We start from the raw sequence: 17,150 nt of genomic DNA, 5'->3' as shown, positions 1-17,150 counted from the left end.
AAGATGCTCAACACCGCCCGTTTGGGGCTGTTTGCCTGTCTCTAGCACAAAGTTTTGGTGGGGTGAAATGACGATTTACCCGCGCAATGACGTTCAGGCGACTTCCGGGATTTCGTCCCAGACCAGCCCCGCGCCGGGCAACCGGGCAGTCATGTCGGGATCGCATGTGACCATGCGAACGGCATCAGGTGTGGCGAAGAGTTCGCGCAGCAACTGGTTGGTCAGCGTATGGCCCGCCCGGACACCGGTATAGTGGCCGATCAACGGCGCACCGGCGAGCGCCAGGTCACCAAGCGCATCCAGCATCTTGTGGCGTACGGGCTCGTCGGCGTGGCGCAAACCGCCGGGGCTCGACACCCGGTCGCCATCAAACACGACCGCATTCACACCAGGCGCGCCGCCCAGAGCCAGGCCATTGGCCTGCATGTTCTTGACGTCATCCTTACGGCAGAAGGTGCGGCTGTCGCTCAACTCGCGGGCAAAGCTGCCATTCGCCATGTTCAGCGACTTCGACTGACGGCCGATGGCCGAGTCGGCAAAATCGATGTGGAAGTCGATGCGCATCTCTTTTGCCGGGGCGATGCTGGCACTGGCGTCGCCGTGGGTAACCGTCACGGTCTTTAGCACTTCCAGCGCCCGCACGCGGGCGGGCAAACGGCGCAAACCGCGCTGCATGATGCCACGCACGAAAGGCAGGGCTGACCCGTCAACGATCGGCACTTCGGGGCCATCAATCTCGATCAGGGCGTTGTGAACGCCGCAGCCTGCGATGGCAGCCATGATATGTTCGACAGTACCTACGGATACGCCTGCGTCATTCACCAGCGTCGTGCACAACGGGGACTGGTGCACCGCGTCGTAGCGGGCCGGGATCAGCGCATCGCGGTCGGTGATGTCGGTGCGGCAAAACCAGATGCCGTGCTCGGCCATGGCGGGACGGATCGTAAGACGCGCAGGCCGACCGGAATGCAGTCCGCATCCGGTGAACACTACAGGTCCTTTAACAGTTGTCTGCACGGGCCCCACCCATAACAATTTCCTACGCCCTCACAGCTAAGCGCGCGGGGGGCAACACACAACTCACTCTTTGCAACGGTCTGAAACATCGTTGTAACAGATGCGCAGCAACGCGCCCGACAACCTGTAAGGGCTTGATTCCAAAAACGAAAAGAGGCCGCTCGCGAGCGGCCTCTCGACTGGTTTGTGACCAGAAATCAGTTCGCCTGGCGACGCAGGAAGGCCGGGATTTCAATCCGCTCCTGATCCGGATCAGCGGCTTCCGCGGGGCGCGGCGCAGGTGCGGGCGCTGGCGCGGCACCTCGGGCCTGGACCGGCGGCTGTTGGCGCGCGGGGCGCTGCTCGGCACCGCCCGGTGCGCCTTCATTCGTCCCGGTCATGCGATTGATCAGGGAGTTGATGCCAAAGCGCGGCTTGTCTGCCGCCGCGGCCGGTGCCTCCTGTGCAGGCTGAGGAGCTGCGGCAGCGGGCGCAACCTTCTGGGTTGCTGCACGCAGGCGGGCCAGCGCTTCCGGCGACGGGGTGCCGGGCGCAGGTGCGCGCGGGGCCACGAATTCTTCAGCAGCAGGCAATTCGGGCTCGGGCCGAGGCTCGAACGCAGCGACTTGCGGCTGATATGCTGGGGGCGGAAGGTCATCCTCTGCAGCAGCAGGGGTGTCATCGGCAAAGATATCTTCGGCCATGTCCTGTGCTGCCGCCTGCTGAACGTCCAGTTCCTGGAACAGCGTAGGCTCCTCCGCTGCAGCAGCAACCGGTGCCGCCGCAGGTTCAGGCATCGGTTGTGGTGCCGGTGCAGGCTCTTCAGCCGCCGTTGTCTGCGGCAGCGGGGCGGCCATGGACCGGCGCGGCACTGGAATTTCGGTCTGCACGTCTGTGGCGTCGATGCCTGTGGCGACGACGCTCACACGCATCATGCCCTCCATGGCCGTGTCCAGTGTCGAGCCGACGATGATATTCGCGTCCGGGTCCACTTCTTCGCGGATGCGGTTGGCGGCTTCGTCCAGTTCGAACAGCGTCAGGTCGTGGGCACCGGTGATGTTGATCAGCACACCCTTGGCACCACGCAGCGAAATCTCGTCCAGAAGCGGGTTGGCGATGGCCTTTTCAGCAGCCTGGATTGCGCGATCTTCGCCGTCAGCTTCGCCCGTGCCCATCATCGCCTTGCCCATCTCGTCCATCACGGCGCGCACGTCCGCAAAGTCGAGGTTGATCAGGCCCGGGCGTACCATCAGGTCGGTCACGCCTTTCACACCTTGATACAGCACATCGTCGGCCATGCTGAACGCTTCGGTGAACGTCGTCTTTTCATTGGCGAGACGGAACAGGTTCTGGTTCGGGATGATGATCAGCGTGTCGACCATCTTCTGCAGGCTTTCGACACCGTCCTCGGCCTGGCGCATCCGCTTGGCGCCCTCGAACTGGAAGGGCTTTGTGACAACACCAACGGTCAGAACACCCAGTTCACGCGCGGCTTGCGCGATGATCGGCGCAGCACCTGTCCCTGTGCCTCCGCCCATGCCAGCAGTGATGAAGCACATGTGTGCGCCGGCAAGGTGATCGACGATCTGTTCGATTGATTCTTCGGCAGCGGCGGCACCGACGCTGGCGCGTGCCCCGGCCCCAAGTCCCTCGGTCACCTTGATGCCCAACTGGACCCGGTTCGTCGCGGCGGACTGCTGCAGCGCCTGCGCATCGGTATTGGCAACGACGAAATCGACGCCATCCAGTTGTTTTTCAATCATGTTATTGACGGCATTGCCCCCTGCGCCACCAACACCGAAGACGGTGATACGCGGTTTCAACTCGTCATGTCCGGGCATGGAAAGGTTCAGGGTCATAGGTCAGGTCCGCCTGTCTGGTTGCCGCATTCGCGGGTGTTTTTGTGCCTAAATTTGTCCAACCGTAGCGATTCAGGGGTCAAACGTCACCCATAAATCGCAAAAACACCGCAAAATATGGGCGAATTCTCGCTGTTTTTTACCGGATGTCCGCATGGACCCCAGATGTCGCTACTACCAGTTGTCCCGGAACCATTTGACGGCCCGACGCAGGCTGCGCGCCGGGTAGCGGTCGGCGGGGATGTCGAAATCCCACCACTCGTCCTGCGGATGCGCGGCAAACAGCGCGAGGCCGACAGCAGATGCAAAGCCGGGGCCGGTTGCGGCCTGCGGCAGACCATGCACGCGCAGCGGACGTCCCAGGCGCACCTGCTGACCAAGGATTTTCGACGCTAACCCATCGAGGCCCGGGATCTGGCTCCCGCCACCCGTTAGCACGATCTGTTGGCTCGGCAGATGATCAAAACCCGCAGCGTCCAGACGGGCGCGTACTTCTTCGAGGATCTCTTCCACACGCGGGCGCATGATACCGATCAACTCCGCCCGGCTCGCCGTGCGCCGGTCATGCTCATAATCACCCGTATCGCCGCCAATCTCGATCATCTCGCGGTCATCCATGCCCGTGGCATGCACCCCGCCATAGAACGTCTTGATCCGCTCGGCGTTGGTCATGGGCACTTGCAGGCCCATGGATATGTCGCTCGTCACATGATCGCCACCCATGCGCACCGCATCGCCATAGATCATGTGCTTCTTGATAAAGATCGACACGCCCGTTGATCCCCCGCCCAGATCGATACAGGCGGCACCCAACTCCTGCTCATCCTCCACCAGCGCCGAAATGCCGGAGGCATAGGCCGACGAAGCGATGCCCGCCAGTTCCAGATCACAGCGCTTGATGCAGTGGGCCAGATGCTGCACGGCCTGCGCATCGACGGTCAGCATGTGCATGTCTACCGCCAATTCATTGCCCATCTGCCCACGCGGGTCCGACAGACCCGACCGATGATCGAGGGCAAAGTTCACGGGCTGCGCATGCAGCACCTCGCGCCCGTGTCCGTAATCGGGCACGTCACAGCGCGACAGAACGCGCGCCACGTCCTGTTCGGTCACGACCTCTCCATCCAGATCAAGCCGCGCATCCAGCCCGTAGCTGCGCGGCTCCGCCCCAGCAAAGCACGCGATCACATGATCGACGCGGATGCCCGCCATCTTCTGCGCAGCCTGAAGCGCCGTGCGAATGGCACGTTCCGTCTCCTGCATGGCGCTGATCTCGCCAAAGCGGACGCCGCGCGACCGCGTGGTGGCCGCACCGATCACCCGGAACCCGGACTGACCGGCGAGCGAGCCGATCTCGCCCTCATCGCCCAGCTTGGTGCTGCCATCGAAACGCAGGACCAGGCACGCGATCTTGGAACTGCCCACATCCAGAATGGCGACCACCCCGCGCTGCATCGCGATCTTGCGCATGTTCCGCATGCTGCGTTGGCTGGCATAAAGGTCGGTCATCACTGTCTTTCGGTCCCGGAATTCAATTGTCGTATGCGCCACCATTCTTCGGTGGAGTAATCTGTCATGCGCACGGTGGGGCGGTCGGCCAGACGCAGGTCGATGCGCGCAACATCGCGCTTCAAAACCTCGTCCACTTCATCAAGGGCGATCACACGCTCCAGCGCCTGCACGGCCCCATCCGTGGGCAGCATGATGCGCTGGTCACGGTCAAGCACGACATCCCAACGGCGGTCACCCAGACGGACAAGTCCTCGCATACGGTCGCCCAACGGCGCACCCGCAGCGATCAACTGCATGGCCTCACCCACATGGGCAGCAGCCCCCTCCCCTGCGATCACAGGCAGATCGGGGCGGATGTTGCGGCGCGGAATGGGCCGCACATGCGCACCGCTTGCATCGATCAACGTCAGCCCCTCGGGCCTCCGCCAGATCGCGACGGGCACACGCGGCGTGACATCGACCTGTAAGACGCCGCCCGGACGGATGCGTACGGACGCTTCCTTGACCGGTGGCATCTGCAGAACCGTCTGGCGGATCGCGTCCGGGTCGAGGTCGAAAGAGGACATTGGGAAATCCAGCGGCACCGCCACGCGAATGGCTTCAGCCAGCTCGGCATCGGCCCCGTCAATGGCCATCAGGTTGACCCTGAATTCCGGGCGCTCCTCGATACTGGCCCGCGCCTCTGCAACGGTGGCCTGGATCGCGGCCTGCGTATCAGGGTTGGACAGCCACCAGCTTGCCCCGCCGAAGCAAACGCAAAAGGGAATGCCCGCCCTGAGCAGCAACCGCACGCCGGGCGTCAGCATTAGGCGCTGCATGCGCCAGGACCAGCGCGAGGGGGCGGGATCTGGGCGCTTCACCTGTTGCACGAGGCGTCCTCCACCATCCATGCGCACAGCTCGCCAAAGCTCATGCCCGCCGCCTGCGCCTGTTCCGGCGTCAGCGACGTGGGCGTCATGCCGGGCTGCGTGTTGGTCTCGAGCAGGATCAGGCCAGCTGCGCCTTTGCTTTCATCCCAACGGAAATCCGTGCGGCTCACGCCACGGCAGCCAAGCGCCTCGTGGGCGCGCAGCGCGTAGTCAAGGCAGAGGTCGGAAATCTCCTTCGGCACATTGGCCGGGATTTCGTGCCGCGACCCTCCGGGCTTGTACTTGGCGTCGTAATCGTACCAGCCATCGGTGATGATATCGGTGACAGCCAACGCACGGTCACCCATTACAGTGGTCGTCAACTCGCGCCCATGGGCAAACGCCTCGACCATTACATGATCGGGCATCTTGTCATCCAGCTTCGGAGGTCCGTTTGAGCCTTCGTGGACCAGGTAGACACCCACGCTCGACCCTTCATTGTTGGGTTTGACCACGTAGGGCGGCGCCATCACATGATCGGCCATCACATCGGCCTTGGGGCAAATCACGCTGTCCACGACCGGCAAGCCTGCGGTCCGAAACACGTCCTTGCTGCGCTGCTTGTCCATCGCAAGGGCCGAGGCCAGCACGCCAGAATGCGAATAGGGAATACCCAGCCACTCGAGGATGCCCTGAACGCAGCCATCCTCACCCCAACGGCCATGAAGGCAGTTGAGCACGGCATCCGGCGAAATGTCCTGCAAAACCGAAGCAAGGTCGGGGCCAGCATCGACCTCGACCACTTCATAACCCATGTCCCTCAGCGCGGCTGCGCAGGCCTGTCCCGTTGACAACGACACCTCGCGCTCAGCCGAGGGGCCACCCAATAACACCGCCACTTTGGAACGTCTGCTCGACTGCCCCGCCATGTGCCTCTAAGTCCCGGGGTCCTTTTGCGAACCCTCGATTTATACGCCGATTTTCGGCATGCCTTGCGCCCGCGATCCTATGCTGGATCACCGATGCGCATGATTTCCCATTCTAGCGTGATGCCGCTGGAATCGTAAACCTTTTTTCGCACGTCTTCGCCCAATCCTTCCAGATCAGCGGCGGTTGCCTGCCCGGTGTTGATCAGGAAGTTGGAATGTTTCTCGCTCATCTGCGCCCCACCCCGCCGTGCGCCGCGCATGCCCGCGTCGTCGATAACCTTCCACGCCTTCAGATCATGGACATCGTCGTCCCGCCCCGTCGAAGAAAAGCCTGCCGGATTGCGAAATGTCGACCCAGCGCTCCGGTCTTTGGTGGGCTGCGTCGCGTCGCGCTTGGCGAGTTGATCGGTCATGCGGGCGTGCAGCGCGTCGGGCTCCGCCTTCGTGCCGCGCAACGTCACATGGGTCAGCACCGCACCTTCGGGCAGATCACTCTGACGGTATTGGAAATTCAAATCGTCGGCACGCAACGTGGTCACGGTCCCATCCCGCAACACCACCTGCGCCTCGACAAACACGTCTGCCGTGTAACTGCCGTAGCAGCCCGCGTTCATGCGCACTGCGCCACCGATGGCACCGGGGATCGTGCGCAGAAAGGTCAGATCGATCCCGGCATCCGCCGCCTTGCGCGCCACATGGGCATCGAGAGCGGCGGCGCCTGCAGTGACAGTCTCTTCGCCCACCTCGATCCCGTTGAAGCCACGGCCCAACCGGATCACCACTGCCCGCAGCCCACCGTCCCGGACAATCAGATTGCTGCCGACACCCATGGGAAAGACCTGCACGGCAGGATCAAGCGCCGCCAGAAACGCACTCAGGTCCTCGACGTCAGCTGGTTGAAACAGCCAATCCGCCGGCCCGCCCACGCGCAACCACGTGAGGCCGGACAGGTCCTTGTTCGGGGTCAGAGTGCCGCGTACGGGCGGAAGATCATACATCATGGGCAGCCAATGCCGCCCGAGGTGCCAGAGGTCAAGACGCCGCGCGGTTGCGGCGGAACAACCAGGACAGCACGGCGCCACCAATCATGCCGGACGCCATCGGCAAACCCACGAGATAGGTCGCAACCACCAGCGCAAACCCGTCCCCGGGCAAGCTGTCGGGCGACACGCCGACCCACAGGACGGCAGCGACCAGCAACAGGAACACGGCCACCATGCGTCGCAGCATGAAGCGTGACGCCATGGACCAGCCCGTGGCAATCCCCAGCCCCAGGGCTGCAAGTGAAATGGCATACATCATCGGATCAGCCTCCCTTTGATCCAGCGGCTCAGATAGATGACGGGCCAGCGCAGAATGCTCATGCCCGCCAGCATCACGGCAAAGCCCACCCACGGCCCATGCTGCCACGTGACATACCCGATGATCGGAATGCCCACCGTGATCAGGCCATAAGCGTTGGTCCAGTGGTTGTCCCGGCTCGGCATCATCGCCATCACATTGGCGACAACGGCCCAAAGGCAGGCAAGGATCAGCGACAGGCTCATGAACGCAGCTCCGGCGGAAGTTGGGGGTTCTGACCGCGCGCCTTGCCCCAGAAATAGCGCAACGGGTTGCGGAACATCGACACGAAGGCAGCGAGTGCCAACAGCCCGGCCCACCACGCCACCGCCACGCTGATCCAAAGGATCAGGACGGGTGCCGCAACAAGCAATGCCACACCCGGCACAAATTGCCGCCGCATCGGCAGCATCGCGACGCATGTCGCGGCCAGCACCCACCCGATACACACCAAAAGCAACGTCACCCACGCCCTCCGATCCGACCGCCAATGGTCCAGCCCAACATCAAGGCCAGCGCCGCAGGTCCAGCAAAGAAAAGGGGTGAACCCGGCCCACCGGCAAACAGGTGATAAAGGCTCAGAACCACGCACAAAATGACAAGCACGCCAAGCACTTTCACCAAATTACGCATACGCAGCAGGATGCCGATCGGCAGCATCAACAGCGCGAATATGATCGCAACAGTGGTCACGCAGCACCCTTCTGCAACCGCGCGGGCAACCCGTTGGCCCAGGCGCTGATTGACCCCGCACCGAGGCACACGACCATGTCACCAGGCCGCGCCTGTTCGCGCACCAACCGCTCCAAATCGTTCTCGTCCACGACAGCACGGGCGTGACGATGACCGTGACGGATTAGACCGGCCACCAGATCATCGCGGCTGGCGCCTTCAATGGGCTCTTCTCCGGCGGCAAAAACATCGCCAATCCCCACGACATCCGCATCGTTGAAGCAGGAACAGAAATCCTCGAAATGGTGATGCAGCCGCGTGTAGCGATGCGGCTGGTGGACCGCGATGACGCGGCCCGTCGTGGCTTGGCGCGCAGCTTTCAGCACGGCGGCAATCTCGGTTGGATGGTGTCCGTAGTCGTCGATGATCGTGATGCCCTCAACCTCGCCCACACGGGTAAACCGGCGGTTAACGCCGCCGAAATTGGCCAGTGCAGTGCGGATCTCGTCCGCTTTCATGCCCAGATGACGGGCCACAGCCACAGCGCTCAACGCGTTTGAGACATTGTGATCGCCGGGCATCGGCAGACTACAGCCCTCAATCACCTGATCCTCGGCCTGCAACGCGATGTCGAAATGCGCCACGCCGTTCTCATAGGTCAGGTTCATGGCACGCACATCGGCCTGCGCGTTGAAGCCATAAGTCACAACCCGGCGATCCGTGATCTTGCCCACAAGGCTTTGCACATCCGGATCATCGGTACAGCACACGGCCAACCCATAAAACGGAATGTTCGACACAAAGTCATAGAACCCCTTGTGCAGCGCCTCTTCGGTCCCCCAATGCTCCATATGCTCGGGGTCGATATTGGTCACAATGGCGATGGTCGCAGGCAAACGGTTGAAGGTGCCGTCGCTCTCGTCGGCCTCGACCACCATCCACTCGCCATCCCCTTTACGGGCGTTCGAGCCATAGGCATGGATGATCCCGCCATTCACGACAGTGGGGTCAAACTTGCCCTCATCCAGCAGGGCCGCAACCATAGTGGTCGTTGTCGTCTTCCCATGCGTTCCTGCCACGGCAATGTTAGACCGCAACCGCATCAACTCCGCCAGCATCTCGGCCCGGCGCACGATGGGCAGGCCCCGCGCCCGCGCCGCGTCCAGCTCCGCATTGCCCGGTTTGATGGCGGAGGAGATCACGACAACCTCCGCCTCCTCAATATTCTTCGCATTCTGCCCCACGAATACCCGCGCGCCCAGCTCTTCCAGCCGCTCGGTGATCGGTGTTCGCTTCAGGTCAGACCCTTGCACCACATAGCCGTGGTTCAAAAGCACCTCGGCAATGCCCGACATGCCGATCCCGCCGATCCCGACGAAATGAATGGGGCCCACGTCTCCGGGCAGTTTGGTGGCGGCATTCATTGGGCTTTCCCTTTCTGGCTGAGGGTTTCGACCATATAGACAAGTTGCTCGGTGGCATCGGGCTTGGCAACGGTCAAAGCGGCGTTGGCCATCTGCAACGCGCCGTCTGGATTGTCCAGCACGGCATTGATCTGTTCCGCGACGTTCTCGACGCTCAACTGGCTTTCGGGGATCAGGATAGCCGCCCCCGCATCCACCAGCCCACGCGCATTGGCCGTCTGTTCGTCGCGGATGGCCGACGCGAGCGGCACGAGGATCGACGGACGCCCGATGATCGAGATGTCCGCAACCGACGATGCCCCCGAGCGCGAGATGATCAACTGCGACTCGGTCATCCGGCGCGGCACATCGTGAAAGAAGGGCTGCACATCGGCATTGATCCCATGCTCGACATAGAAGCTGCGCACACGCTCCTCGTCCTCGCCACGCGCCTGATGGCTCACACGCAGGTTCCGCAAGCGCTCCATCGACAGGCTGGCAATGGCAGGCGGGATCACATCGGACAGGATGCGCGCACCCTGACTGCCACCGATCACCAAAATCTCCATCGGGTAATCACCGGGCGCGATATAGCCCGCCCCTGCCCGCTCCAGCACGGACCCGCGCACCGGATTACCGACATAGGTGCCTTCGACGCCCTCCGGCAGTTCCGTCGGCCAGGTGCCGCAGGCGACAGCATCAACGCGCTTGGCAAAAAGCTGGTTCACACGGCCCAACACGCCATTCTGTTCATGGATCATGCGCGGCACACGCAGGATCGTGGCGGCAGCGAGCGCCGGAATGGTGGGATAGCCTCCAAAACCGACAACCGCCGCAGGCCTATCGCGCAACATCTTGATCTTCGCCCCGGCAATCCCCGCCGCAATGCGAAACGGCACAGCCGCTTTCGCCAGCGGTCCGCCGCGTGCAAAGGTTGCGGACGACACTTGCTCGATCTCCGTCGTATGCGGAAAGCCCCCGGTGTAACGCGCACCGCGCGCATCCGTGCTCAGCTTCACCCGCCAGCCGCGCGCCAGCATCGCCTCGGCCAGCGCCTGGGCCGGGAACATATGCCCGCCCGAGCCACCCGCAGCCATGAGGAGAAGCGGCTGTTTCGTCATCGGCGACGCCCCAAAAGATCAGAAATCTCACCCTGCGGACGGCTCCGGGTAAAGGCCAGAAGCATGCCAACCGCAATGCCCGACGCAATCACGGACGACCCGCCATAGCTGACAAAGGGCAATGTCATCCCCTTGGCAGGCAATAAGCGCACGGCCACGCCCATGTTGATCATGGCCTGCACGCCGAACATGCAGGCCAGCCCCGTGCCCGCCAGCCGAATGAACGGATCACGCTCACGCATCAGGCGCAGCAGCGACCGCACGACAATCCCGGTGTAAAGCGCGATGATGCACAAAACGAGGATCAGACCGTATTCCTCGGCCGCCACGGCAATAATGAAATCGGTATGGGCATCGGGCAGCGACCATTTCACCTGCCCCTCGCCCACACCGACACCGAACAGACCACCCTCTTGAATGGCGTTGGTGGCATAGCCCAACTGCGTACGCGGATCGACATCAGGGCTCAGAAACCCGTCAATCCGACGGGCGAAGTGTTCCGAGTTCGAATAGGCAATCGTGCCGCCAAAAACGACCAGCCCCGCCATGCCCACAAGCAGGATCATCGGCGCGCCAGCCACGAAATACATCACGCCCCAGCCAAACAGGACAAGGCATGCCTGACCAAAATCAGGCTGCAGTGCCAGCATCAAAACGATGGAAATGCAAAGGGCAAAGGACCACGTCCGCCCCGGCGGCCCGTTCAAATCCTGGCTCGCCGCCAGCATCCACGCGGCAGCGACAACAAAACCGGGTTTCAAAAACTCAGACGGCTGGATGGCCGCGAAGCCAAGCGAATACCAACGCACCGCGCCCTTGCCGAAATCCGTGCCAAAGAAGGGCAGCATGGCAAGCGCGACAAAGGACACGAGAAAGCCCAGCACCGCCAACCGCCGCACCACAACCGGCGACATCATCGACGTGACAATCATCACCATCAGCGCCAGCACGCCGAAGAATGCCTGCCGGGTCACGTAGTGAAAGGGCGGAAATCCGTTCTTTTCAGCCAGCGGCACCGACGCCGCCAGCCCCAGAAGCAGGCCAATCGCAAACAGAAACAGCACGCAACTCAACGACCATTTGTCGACCGTCCGCCACCACTTGGGAAGAATGGGTTCGCCGTCCCGTACCGGAACCGCGCCATAGACCATCTCAGTCATGATCTGCCGCCTTGCTGCCTGTCTCTGCCTCACGCCGCGGGTTGCTCCCGCGTACGTTAGCGCCAAGCATAGCGGCAAAAGAACGCGCGGGCCAGCCTTAGTTTACTGGCCCACAGGCAAGGTTACGCCGCCTTATGCGTGCCCCGGATCGGGTAGTCATTGGCGCGGACAAAGGTGATGCCCTTCAGCACGCCCTCCAGATCGGGCCGCAGGAACGGCGCGTTCGACACATCGACCATCTGAATGGCGCCGTCCCCGTTCACGACAAACAGACCGGGCTCGGGGAACGGACGGTCGGTTTCCTTCGGGCTTCGCGGGTCCGACACATAAACACCCAGCGCGACCATCTGCTCAGGCGTCAGCCCATATCCCATGGCAACGGTCAGCCCCTTCTCATCGGCCATCGCCTGCGCCTTCTCCTCGGGATCACCCGAAACAGCCACAACGTCGACACCTTGAGCGTTAAAGTCGGCCTCAAGGTCCTGCAACTTCGCGAGATACGTCTTGCACAAGGGACAATGGAGCCCGCGATAGACAACGACCAACTGCCAGTCATGACCGCCCTGCGGCGCGCCAAGGGTCAGCGTCCCGCCCCCAAGCTTTGCAAGGTCAAGTTTCGGGAAAGGGCTGCCTGCGGCCAGTGCTGTCATCGGGGTCTCTCCTGCGGTCTGCTGTTTCATTGCATCCGACGTAGGCGAATGGCTCACGCGCACAACCCCACCGGCTTGACCCTTTCTGTGCAATGCTGCACGGGGACGTCATGGATTTTGATACCCTGATCATCGGCGCCGGCGCGGCAGGCATGATGTGCGCGGCCCACGCAGGTGGGCGCGTGCTGCTGGTCGATCACGCAAAGGCGCCGGGGGAAAAGATCCGCATCTCCGGCGGCGGGCGCTGCAATTTCACCAACCTCCACTGCGATCCGCAGGCCTTCATCAGCGAAAACCCCCATTTCGCCAAATCGGCGCTGGCGCGCTACACGCAATGGGATTTCATCGACCTTGTCGACCGGCACAGTATCCCCTGGCACGAAAAAACACTGGGCCAGCTCTTCTGCGACACCTCTGCCAAGGACATCATCGCCATGCTGCGCGGGCTCATGCAGTCCGCCGGAGCCGAGCTGCATTTGCAGACCGAAATCTCCGACTTCACCAAAGGCGACAATGGCTTCAGCTTCACACTGAACGGAAAATCCAAGCACACGGCCCGCAACGCAGTCATCGCCACAGGCGGCAAATCCATCCCGAAAATGGGGGCGACAGGTTTCGCCTACGACATCGCAAAACAATTCGGCCACCGGGTCACGGCGACAGAACCCGCACTTGTCCCCTTCACCTTCCCCGACCGGCGTTTTGCGGACATCTCAGGCGTCTCATGCCCCGCCCGCGTCACCGCAAACGGCACCAGCTTCGACGAAGGCATGCTTTTCACGCACCGCGGCCTGTCGGGCCCCGCGATCCTGCAGGCGTCCAGCTACTGGGACGCGGGCGATGCGATCACGGTCCATCTCGCCCCCGAAACCAACCTCGCCGCCCTCTTGCGCGACAAACGCACAAGCGACGGCAAGAAAGCCCTAACAACCGAACTGTCGCGCCACCTCCCCGCCCGCCTCGTGGATCACCTCAGCACCCAGATGGACCTCTTGGGCCGCCTAGGAGACCTCTCCGACGCGCGCATCGACGCGCTGACCCACGACCTGACCCAATGGCAACTCACGCCCGGCGGCACGGAAGGCTACCGCACGGCCGAGGTCACACGCGGCGGCGTCGCGACCGACCAGATCAGCTCCAAAACCATGGAATCGCAAACCACGCCGGGCCTCTACTTCATCGGCGAAGCGCTCGACGTGACCGGATGGCTGGGCGGCTACAACTTCCAATGGGCCTGGTCCTCGGCCATGGCGACAGCGCGACATCTTTCGGAACAGGTTTGAAGCCTGCGTTAAGTTACTTGCACCCAGTTTCTCCACGGGGTGGCCGACAGCTTTTGCAAGCAAAAGCAGTCCTTGCCACTGATTGCGTCTGCATACGCAGTCGCAATCTCCGTGTTTTGGTGGGTCCGAAGCCAAAAACAAATAATGTCGTGCGCGCGCACGCGCGCTCCGCTGGGTCACAACCGCTTGGTCACTTCCGCCACGAAATCCTCACCGCGCCGCTCGAAACTGTCATACTGATCGAAACTCGCCGCTGCGGGCGCAAGCAGAACCACGTCACCCTCGTCGGCATCGGCCATCGCCGCCTCAACGGCAGCCCCCATCGTCCCGCATACCTGCGCATCCACGTCAATCTGCATGGCAAACTGCGCCGCCTCGCGCCCGATGACATAGGCTTTCTTCACCTTGCCCACGGAAGATGCGAGGCCCTCCAGCCCACCCTCCTTCTGCAAACCGCCGCAAATCCACCGGATGTTGTCAAAGGCGGCGAGTGCCTTTGCCGCGCTGTCGACATTGGTAGCCTTGCTGTCGTTGACATAGCGGACGCCCCCGGCTTCCGCGATGGTCTGGCTGCGATGCGGCAGGCCCGCAAAACTGTGAAACGCGTGCTCGATCACCTTGGGCGCCACCCCAACCGCGCGGGCCGCGGCATAGGCGGCGCAGGCGTTCTGGTGGTTGTGCGCGCCCGGCAATCCCGCCACGCCGCGCAAGTCAACGGACGCCACCTGCCGCCCCTTCCGGTACTCCGACAGAAACCCTTTCTTGGCAAATACCTGCCAGCCGGGCCCGGTCAGCTTCTCAGCGACGGACACCCGGATCACCCGATCATCCGTCGGCCCTTCGGCAAGTTGCCCCGCCAAGAACCGCCCCTCATCCTCATCCACACCGATCACGGCCCGATCCGGCCCGCCCTCGGCAAAGAGCCGGCGCTTGGCGGCGAAATAGCCACCCATACCCGCGTGACGATCCAGATGATCGGGGGATAGGTTCGTAAATACAGCCACATCCGGCGTCAGACTGCGCGCCAGATCGGTCTGGTAGCTCGACAGCTCCAGCACCACCACCTCGCCATCGTGGGGCGGATCGATATCCAGCACACCTCGCCCGATGTTGCCCGCCAACTGGCTGGGTCGTCCCGCCACTTCCATGATATGGTGGATCAGTGCGCAGGTCGTTGATTTGCCGTTCGAGCCGGTGACCGCAATCACCCGCGGCGCGGTATCGAAGCGGTGCCAGTCGGAGGTGGCAAAGGACTGAAAAAACAGCCCGATGTCGTTGTCTACCGGCACGCCTGCGGCCCATGCGGCTGCAATCACCGGGTTCGGCGTGGGGTAAAGATGCGGAATGCCGGGGCTTACAATCAGCCGCGCGACGTCCTGGAACGCCCCCTGTTTTTTGAGGTTGAGGCAGGTGAACCCTTCCTCTTCGGCACGTGCCTGCGCCTCCGGGTTGTCATCCCAGCAAATGGGCGTCGCACCGCCCGCAGCCAGCGCACGTGCCGCCGACAGACCGGAGCGGCCCAGCCCGAGGACAGCCACCCGTGCACCGTTCAGACCTTGCACCGGGATCATCGTGCTGCGCTCTGGGGGCTCTGCCCCCAGACCCCCGAAGTATTTTCAGCCAGAAGAAAGATCATCACCACGCCTTTTCCTGCCGGTCGCGAAAGAATTTGCCAGTCAGGTGTGCCGGTGCGTCGAGCGCTAGCCAGATCGCGGTATCGGCCCCTTCTTCCGGTGTGCGCGGTGCGGCCTGGCCGCCCATGCGCGTATGCACCCAGCCGGGGCACATCGCGTTGATACTGACGCCTGCTGGAAGGTCGCGCGGCAGGGCATGAGACATTGCATTCAACGCCGCCTTGGCGACACCATAACCACCGGGGCCTTCCAGCCCCTCGTCAAAGGCCCCCCACCCGGAACTGACATTGATGATCCGTCCGCCACCGGCCCGCGCCATGTGCGGCAGGCACAGCAGGATCAGCTCGAACGGCGCGTGAAACATCACCTGCATCGACCGGCGCAGGCCTTCGGGATGGGCAATCATGCTGTCTTCGATCAGGATGCCCGCGTTGTTGATCAGGATGTCGATCTCGCCTGCGTCCGCGATGGCCGGTGCAAAAGTCTCGGGCGCTTCAAGGTCCAAATGCACCCAATCGCACGCAATACCTGCGGCTGCCGCAGCGCCCGCCTGCGCATCCCGCACCCCGATCACCACTTCCACGCCCCGCGCGCGCAAGCCTTCGGCCATGGCATAGCCGATGCCGCGATTGCCCCCGGTGACCAGCGCGCGCGGCACTAGCGCACCTTGAGCGTGGCAAGGCCAATCATCGCGAGGATCAGCGAGATGATCCAGAACCGGATCACGATCTGCGGCTCGGCCCAACCTTTTTTCTCATAATGGTGGTGGATGGGCGCCATCAGGAACACCCGCTTGCCCGTCCGCTTGAAATAGAGGACCTGCACGATCACCGACAGCGCCTCGACTACGAAGAGGCCGCCCACGATCGCCAGCACCAGCTCGTGCTTGGTCGCCACCGCAATGGCCCCCAAAGCGCCGCCCAGGGCCAGCGACCCGGTGTCGCCCATGAACACGGCGGCAGGCGGCGCGTTATACCACAGAAAGCCAAGACCTCCGCCGAACAGCGCGGCAGCAAAGATCAGCAACTCGCCGGTGCCGGGCACGTAGTGCACATCGAGATACTCGGTGAAGTCCACGCGCCCCACGGCATAGGCAATGATGCCCAGCGTGCCGCCCGCGATCATCACGGGCATGATAGCCAGCCCATCCAATCCGTCCGTCAGGTTCACCGCATTGGCAGAGCCGACGATCACGATGATCGAAAACGGGATGAACAGAAAACTCAGGTTGATCAGCAGGTCCTTGAACACTGGCACTGCCAGCTGGTTCTGCAAGGCTTCGGGGTGGTTCACCGTCGCAAAGTAGGCGGCAATGCCCGCGATCAAAAACCCCAGCAAAAGCCGCACCTTGCCGGGCACGCCTGCCGTCGTCTGCTTGGACACCTTGGCGTAATCATCGGCAAACCCGATCAAGGCAAAGGCCAAGGTCACGCCCAGCACGATCCACATGAACGGATTGTCCCAGCGCGCCCAGAGCAGGGTCGAGGTCGCAAGCGCCCCAACGATCAGGAGCCCGCCCATGGTCGGCGTACCCGCCTTGGCGAAATGCCCCTCGGGCCCGTCATCGCGGATCGGTTGCCCCTTGCCCTGCTTCTTGCGCAGCACCGCAATCAGCGGACGGCCAAACAGAAAACCAAACACGAGCGCCGTCATGAACGCCCCACCGGCCCGGAAGGTAATGTAGCGGAACAGGTTGAACACGTCCCCGCCATCAGAAAGTGCCGTCAACCAATAGAGCATGC

Annotated in this window: 18 protein-coding genes; 1 reads left to right on the top strand and 17 read right to left on the bottom strand. The window is 62.8% G+C overall.

The window, feature by feature from the left end; translation table 11 throughout:
• Positions 1 to 93 precede the first annotated feature (93 nt).
• The 14 genes from lpxC to KUV51_RS03915 form a co-directional block, all read right to left on the bottom strand.
• Positions 94 to 1,017 carry a UDP-3-O-acyl-N-acetylglucosamine deacetylase gene (gene lpxC / locus KUV51_RS03980; RefSeq protein ID WP_222520298.1) on the bottom strand — a complete coding sequence of 308 codons (924 nt, stop codon included), beginning with the start codon at positions 1,015 to 1,017 and terminating at the stop codon, positions 94 to 96.
• A gap of 197 nt (positions 1,018 to 1,214) precedes the next feature.
• On the bottom strand, positions 1,215 to 2,855 hold the full coding sequence (gene ftsZ, locus KUV51_RS03975; protein ID WP_222520297.1) for a cell division protein FtsZ: 1,641 nt from the start codon (positions 2,853 to 2,855) through the stop codon (positions 1,215 to 1,217).
• Between the two features lie 174 nt (positions 2,856 to 3,029).
• Positions 3,030 to 4,364: a cell division protein FtsA gene (ftsA, locus tag KUV51_RS03970; RefSeq protein WP_222520296.1), complete on the bottom strand. Its 1,335-nt coding sequence runs from the start codon at positions 4,362 to 4,364 to the stop codon at positions 3,030 to 3,032.
• A complete protein-coding gene (locus tag KUV51_RS03965) occupies positions 4,364 to 5,185 on the bottom strand; it encodes a cell division protein FtsQ/DivIB (RefSeq protein ID WP_222520295.1) in 822 nt (273 codons plus the stop codon). The genes ftsA and KUV51_RS03965 overlap by 1 nt, the downstream gene beginning before the upstream one ends.
• 38 nt (positions 5,186 to 5,223) lie before the next feature.
• On the bottom strand, positions 5,224 to 6,144 hold the full coding sequence (locus KUV51_RS03960) for a D-alanine--D-alanine ligase (protein ID WP_222520294.1): 921 nt from the start codon (positions 6,142 to 6,144) through the stop codon (positions 5,224 to 5,226).
• Between the two features lie 77 nt (positions 6,145 to 6,221).
• On the bottom strand, positions 6,222 to 7,142 hold the full coding sequence (gene murB / locus KUV51_RS03955) for a UDP-N-acetylmuramate dehydrogenase (protein ID WP_222521234.1): 921 nt from the start codon (positions 7,140 to 7,142) through the stop codon (positions 6,222 to 6,224).
• Between the two features lie 34 nt (positions 7,143 to 7,176).
• On the bottom strand, positions 7,177 to 7,446 hold the full coding sequence (locus KUV51_RS03950) for a hypothetical protein (protein ID WP_222520293.1): 270 nt from the start codon (positions 7,444 to 7,446) through the stop codon (positions 7,177 to 7,179).
• Positions 7,443 to 7,691 (bottom strand): DUF2484 family protein, encoded by a 249-nt coding sequence (locus KUV51_RS03945; protein WP_222520292.1) that lies wholly within the window; start codon positions 7,689 to 7,691, stop codon positions 7,443 to 7,445. The genes KUV51_RS03950 and KUV51_RS03945 overlap by 4 nt, the downstream gene beginning before the upstream one ends.
• Positions 7,688 to 7,951: a DUF2484 family protein gene (locus KUV51_RS03940; protein WP_222520291.1), complete on the bottom strand. Its 264-nt coding sequence runs from the start codon at positions 7,949 to 7,951 to the stop codon at positions 7,688 to 7,690. Before KUV51_RS03940 ends, KUV51_RS03945 begins: the two co-directional genes overlap by 4 nt.
• A complete protein-coding gene (locus KUV51_RS03935; protein ID WP_222520290.1) occupies positions 7,948 to 8,178 on the bottom strand; it encodes a hypothetical protein in 231 nt (76 codons plus the stop codon). The genes KUV51_RS03940 and KUV51_RS03935 overlap by 4 nt, the downstream gene beginning before the upstream one ends.
• Complete coding sequence (gene murC / locus KUV51_RS03930) at positions 8,175 to 9,581, bottom strand: UDP-N-acetylmuramate--L-alanine ligase (protein WP_222520289.1); 1,407 nt, start codon at positions 9,579 to 9,581, stop codon at positions 8,175 to 8,177. Before murC ends, KUV51_RS03935 begins: the two co-directional genes overlap by 4 nt.
• Positions 9,578 to 10,681, bottom strand: a complete 1,104-nt coding sequence (locus KUV51_RS03925; protein ID WP_222520288.1) for a UDP-N-acetylglucosamine--N-acetylmuramyl-(pentapeptide) pyrophosphoryl-undecaprenol N-acetylglucosamine transferase — start codon at positions 10,679 to 10,681, stop codon at positions 9,578 to 9,580. Before KUV51_RS03925 ends, murC begins: the two co-directional genes overlap by 4 nt.
• Positions 10,678 to 11,841, bottom strand: coding sequence for a putative lipid II flippase FtsW (gene ftsW, locus KUV51_RS03920; protein ID WP_222520287.1), 1,164 nt, complete (start codon positions 11,839 to 11,841; stop codon positions 10,678 to 10,680). Before ftsW ends, KUV51_RS03925 begins: the two co-directional genes overlap by 4 nt.
• A gap of 122 nt (positions 11,842 to 11,963) precedes the next feature.
• Complete coding sequence (locus KUV51_RS03915; protein ID WP_261385634.1) at positions 11,964 to 12,521, bottom strand: redoxin domain-containing protein; 558 nt, start codon at positions 12,519 to 12,521, stop codon at positions 11,964 to 11,966.
• Positions 12,522 to 12,601: 80 nt separating this feature from the next.
• Here KUV51_RS03915 and KUV51_RS03910 point away from each other — a divergent pair, with 80 nt between their 5' ends.
• Positions 12,602 to 13,774 carry an NAD(P)/FAD-dependent oxidoreductase gene (locus KUV51_RS03910; RefSeq protein ID WP_222520286.1) on the top strand — a complete coding sequence of 391 codons (1,173 nt, stop codon included), beginning with the start codon at positions 12,602 to 12,604 and terminating at the stop codon, positions 13,772 to 13,774.
• A 176-nt stretch (positions 13,775 to 13,950) separates the two neighbouring features.
• Here KUV51_RS03910 and murD read toward each other — a convergent pair whose 3' ends face one another.
• From murD to mraY, 3 genes are all read right to left on the bottom strand, one after another.
• A complete protein-coding gene (murD, locus tag KUV51_RS03905; protein ID WP_222520285.1) occupies positions 13,951 to 15,345 on the bottom strand; it encodes a UDP-N-acetylmuramoyl-L-alanine--D-glutamate ligase in 1,395 nt (464 codons plus the stop codon).
• A gap of 64 nt (positions 15,346 to 15,409) precedes the next feature.
• Positions 15,410 to 16,066 carry an SDR family NAD(P)-dependent oxidoreductase gene (locus tag KUV51_RS03900; protein WP_222520284.1) on the bottom strand — a complete coding sequence of 219 codons (657 nt, stop codon included), beginning with the start codon at positions 16,064 to 16,066 and terminating at the stop codon, positions 15,410 to 15,412.
• Entirely contained in the window at positions 16,066 to 17,148 is a 1,083-nt protein-coding gene (mraY, locus tag KUV51_RS03895) for a phospho-N-acetylmuramoyl-pentapeptide-transferase (RefSeq protein WP_222520283.1), read from the bottom strand. The genes KUV51_RS03900 and mraY overlap by 1 nt, the downstream gene beginning before the upstream one ends.
• Positions 17,149 to 17,150: the final 2 nt, after the last annotated feature.

Origin of the sequence: Tateyamaria omphalii (assembly GCF_019802125.1) — a bacterium.
GTDB classification, from domain to species: domain Bacteria; phylum Pseudomonadota; class Alphaproteobacteria; order Rhodobacterales; family Rhodobacteraceae; genus Tateyamaria; species Tateyamaria omphalii_B.
Note: the sequence above shows the minus strand (reverse complement) of the source record. Positions and strands in the feature narration are given on the sequence as shown.

Excerpts from the sequence above, each read along its gene's own strand:
- ftsZ (WP_222520297.1), bottom strand. The coding sequence starts at position 2,855 with ATGACCCTGAACCTTTCCATGCCCGGACATGACGAGTTGAAACCGCGT.
- ftsA (WP_222520296.1), bottom strand. The coding sequence starts at position 4,364 with ATGACCGACCTTTATGCCAGCCAACGCAGCATGCGGAACATGCGCAAG.
- KUV51_RS03965 (WP_222520295.1), bottom strand. The coding sequence starts at position 5,185 with ATGCAGCGCCTAATGCTGACGCCCGGCGTGCGGTTGCTGCTCAGGGCG.
- KUV51_RS03960 (WP_222520294.1), bottom strand. The coding sequence starts at position 6,144 with ATGGCGGGGCAGTCGAGCAGACGTTCCAAAGTGGCGGTGTTATTGGGT.
- murB (WP_222521234.1), bottom strand. The coding sequence starts at position 7,142 with ATGTATGATCTTCCGCCCGTACGCGGCACTCTGACCCCGAACAAGGAC.
- KUV51_RS03950 (WP_222520293.1), bottom strand. The coding sequence starts at position 7,446 with ATGATGTATGCCATTTCACTTGCAGCCCTGGGGCTGGGGATTGCCACG.
- KUV51_RS03945 (WP_222520292.1), bottom strand. The coding sequence starts at position 7,691 with ATGAGCCTGTCGCTGATCCTTGCCTGCCTTTGGGCCGTTGTCGCCAAT.
- murC (WP_222520289.1), bottom strand. The coding sequence starts at position 9,581 with ATGAATGCCGCCACCAAACTGCCCGGAGACGTGGGCCCCATTCATTTC.
- KUV51_RS03925 (WP_222520288.1), bottom strand. The coding sequence starts at position 10,681 with ATGACGAAACAGCCGCTTCTCCTCATGGCTGCGGGTGGCTCGGGCGGG.
- ftsW (WP_222520287.1), bottom strand. The coding sequence starts at position 11,841 with ATGACTGAGATGGTCTATGGCGCGGTTCCGGTACGGGACGGCGAACCC.
- KUV51_RS03915 (WP_261385634.1), bottom strand. The coding sequence starts at position 12,521 with ATGAAACAGCAGACCGCAGGAGAGACCCCGATGACAGCACTGGCCGCA.
- KUV51_RS03910 (WP_222520286.1), top strand. The coding sequence starts at position 12,602 with ATGGATTTTGATACCCTGATCATCGGCGCCGGCGCGGCAGGCATGATG.
- murD (WP_222520285.1), bottom strand. The coding sequence starts at position 15,345 with ATGATCCCGGTGCAAGGTCTGAACGGTGCACGGGTGGCTGTCCTCGGG.
- mraY (WP_222520283.1), bottom strand. The coding sequence starts at position 17,148 with ATGCTCTATTGGTTGACGGCACTTTCTGATGGCGGGGACGTGTTCAAC.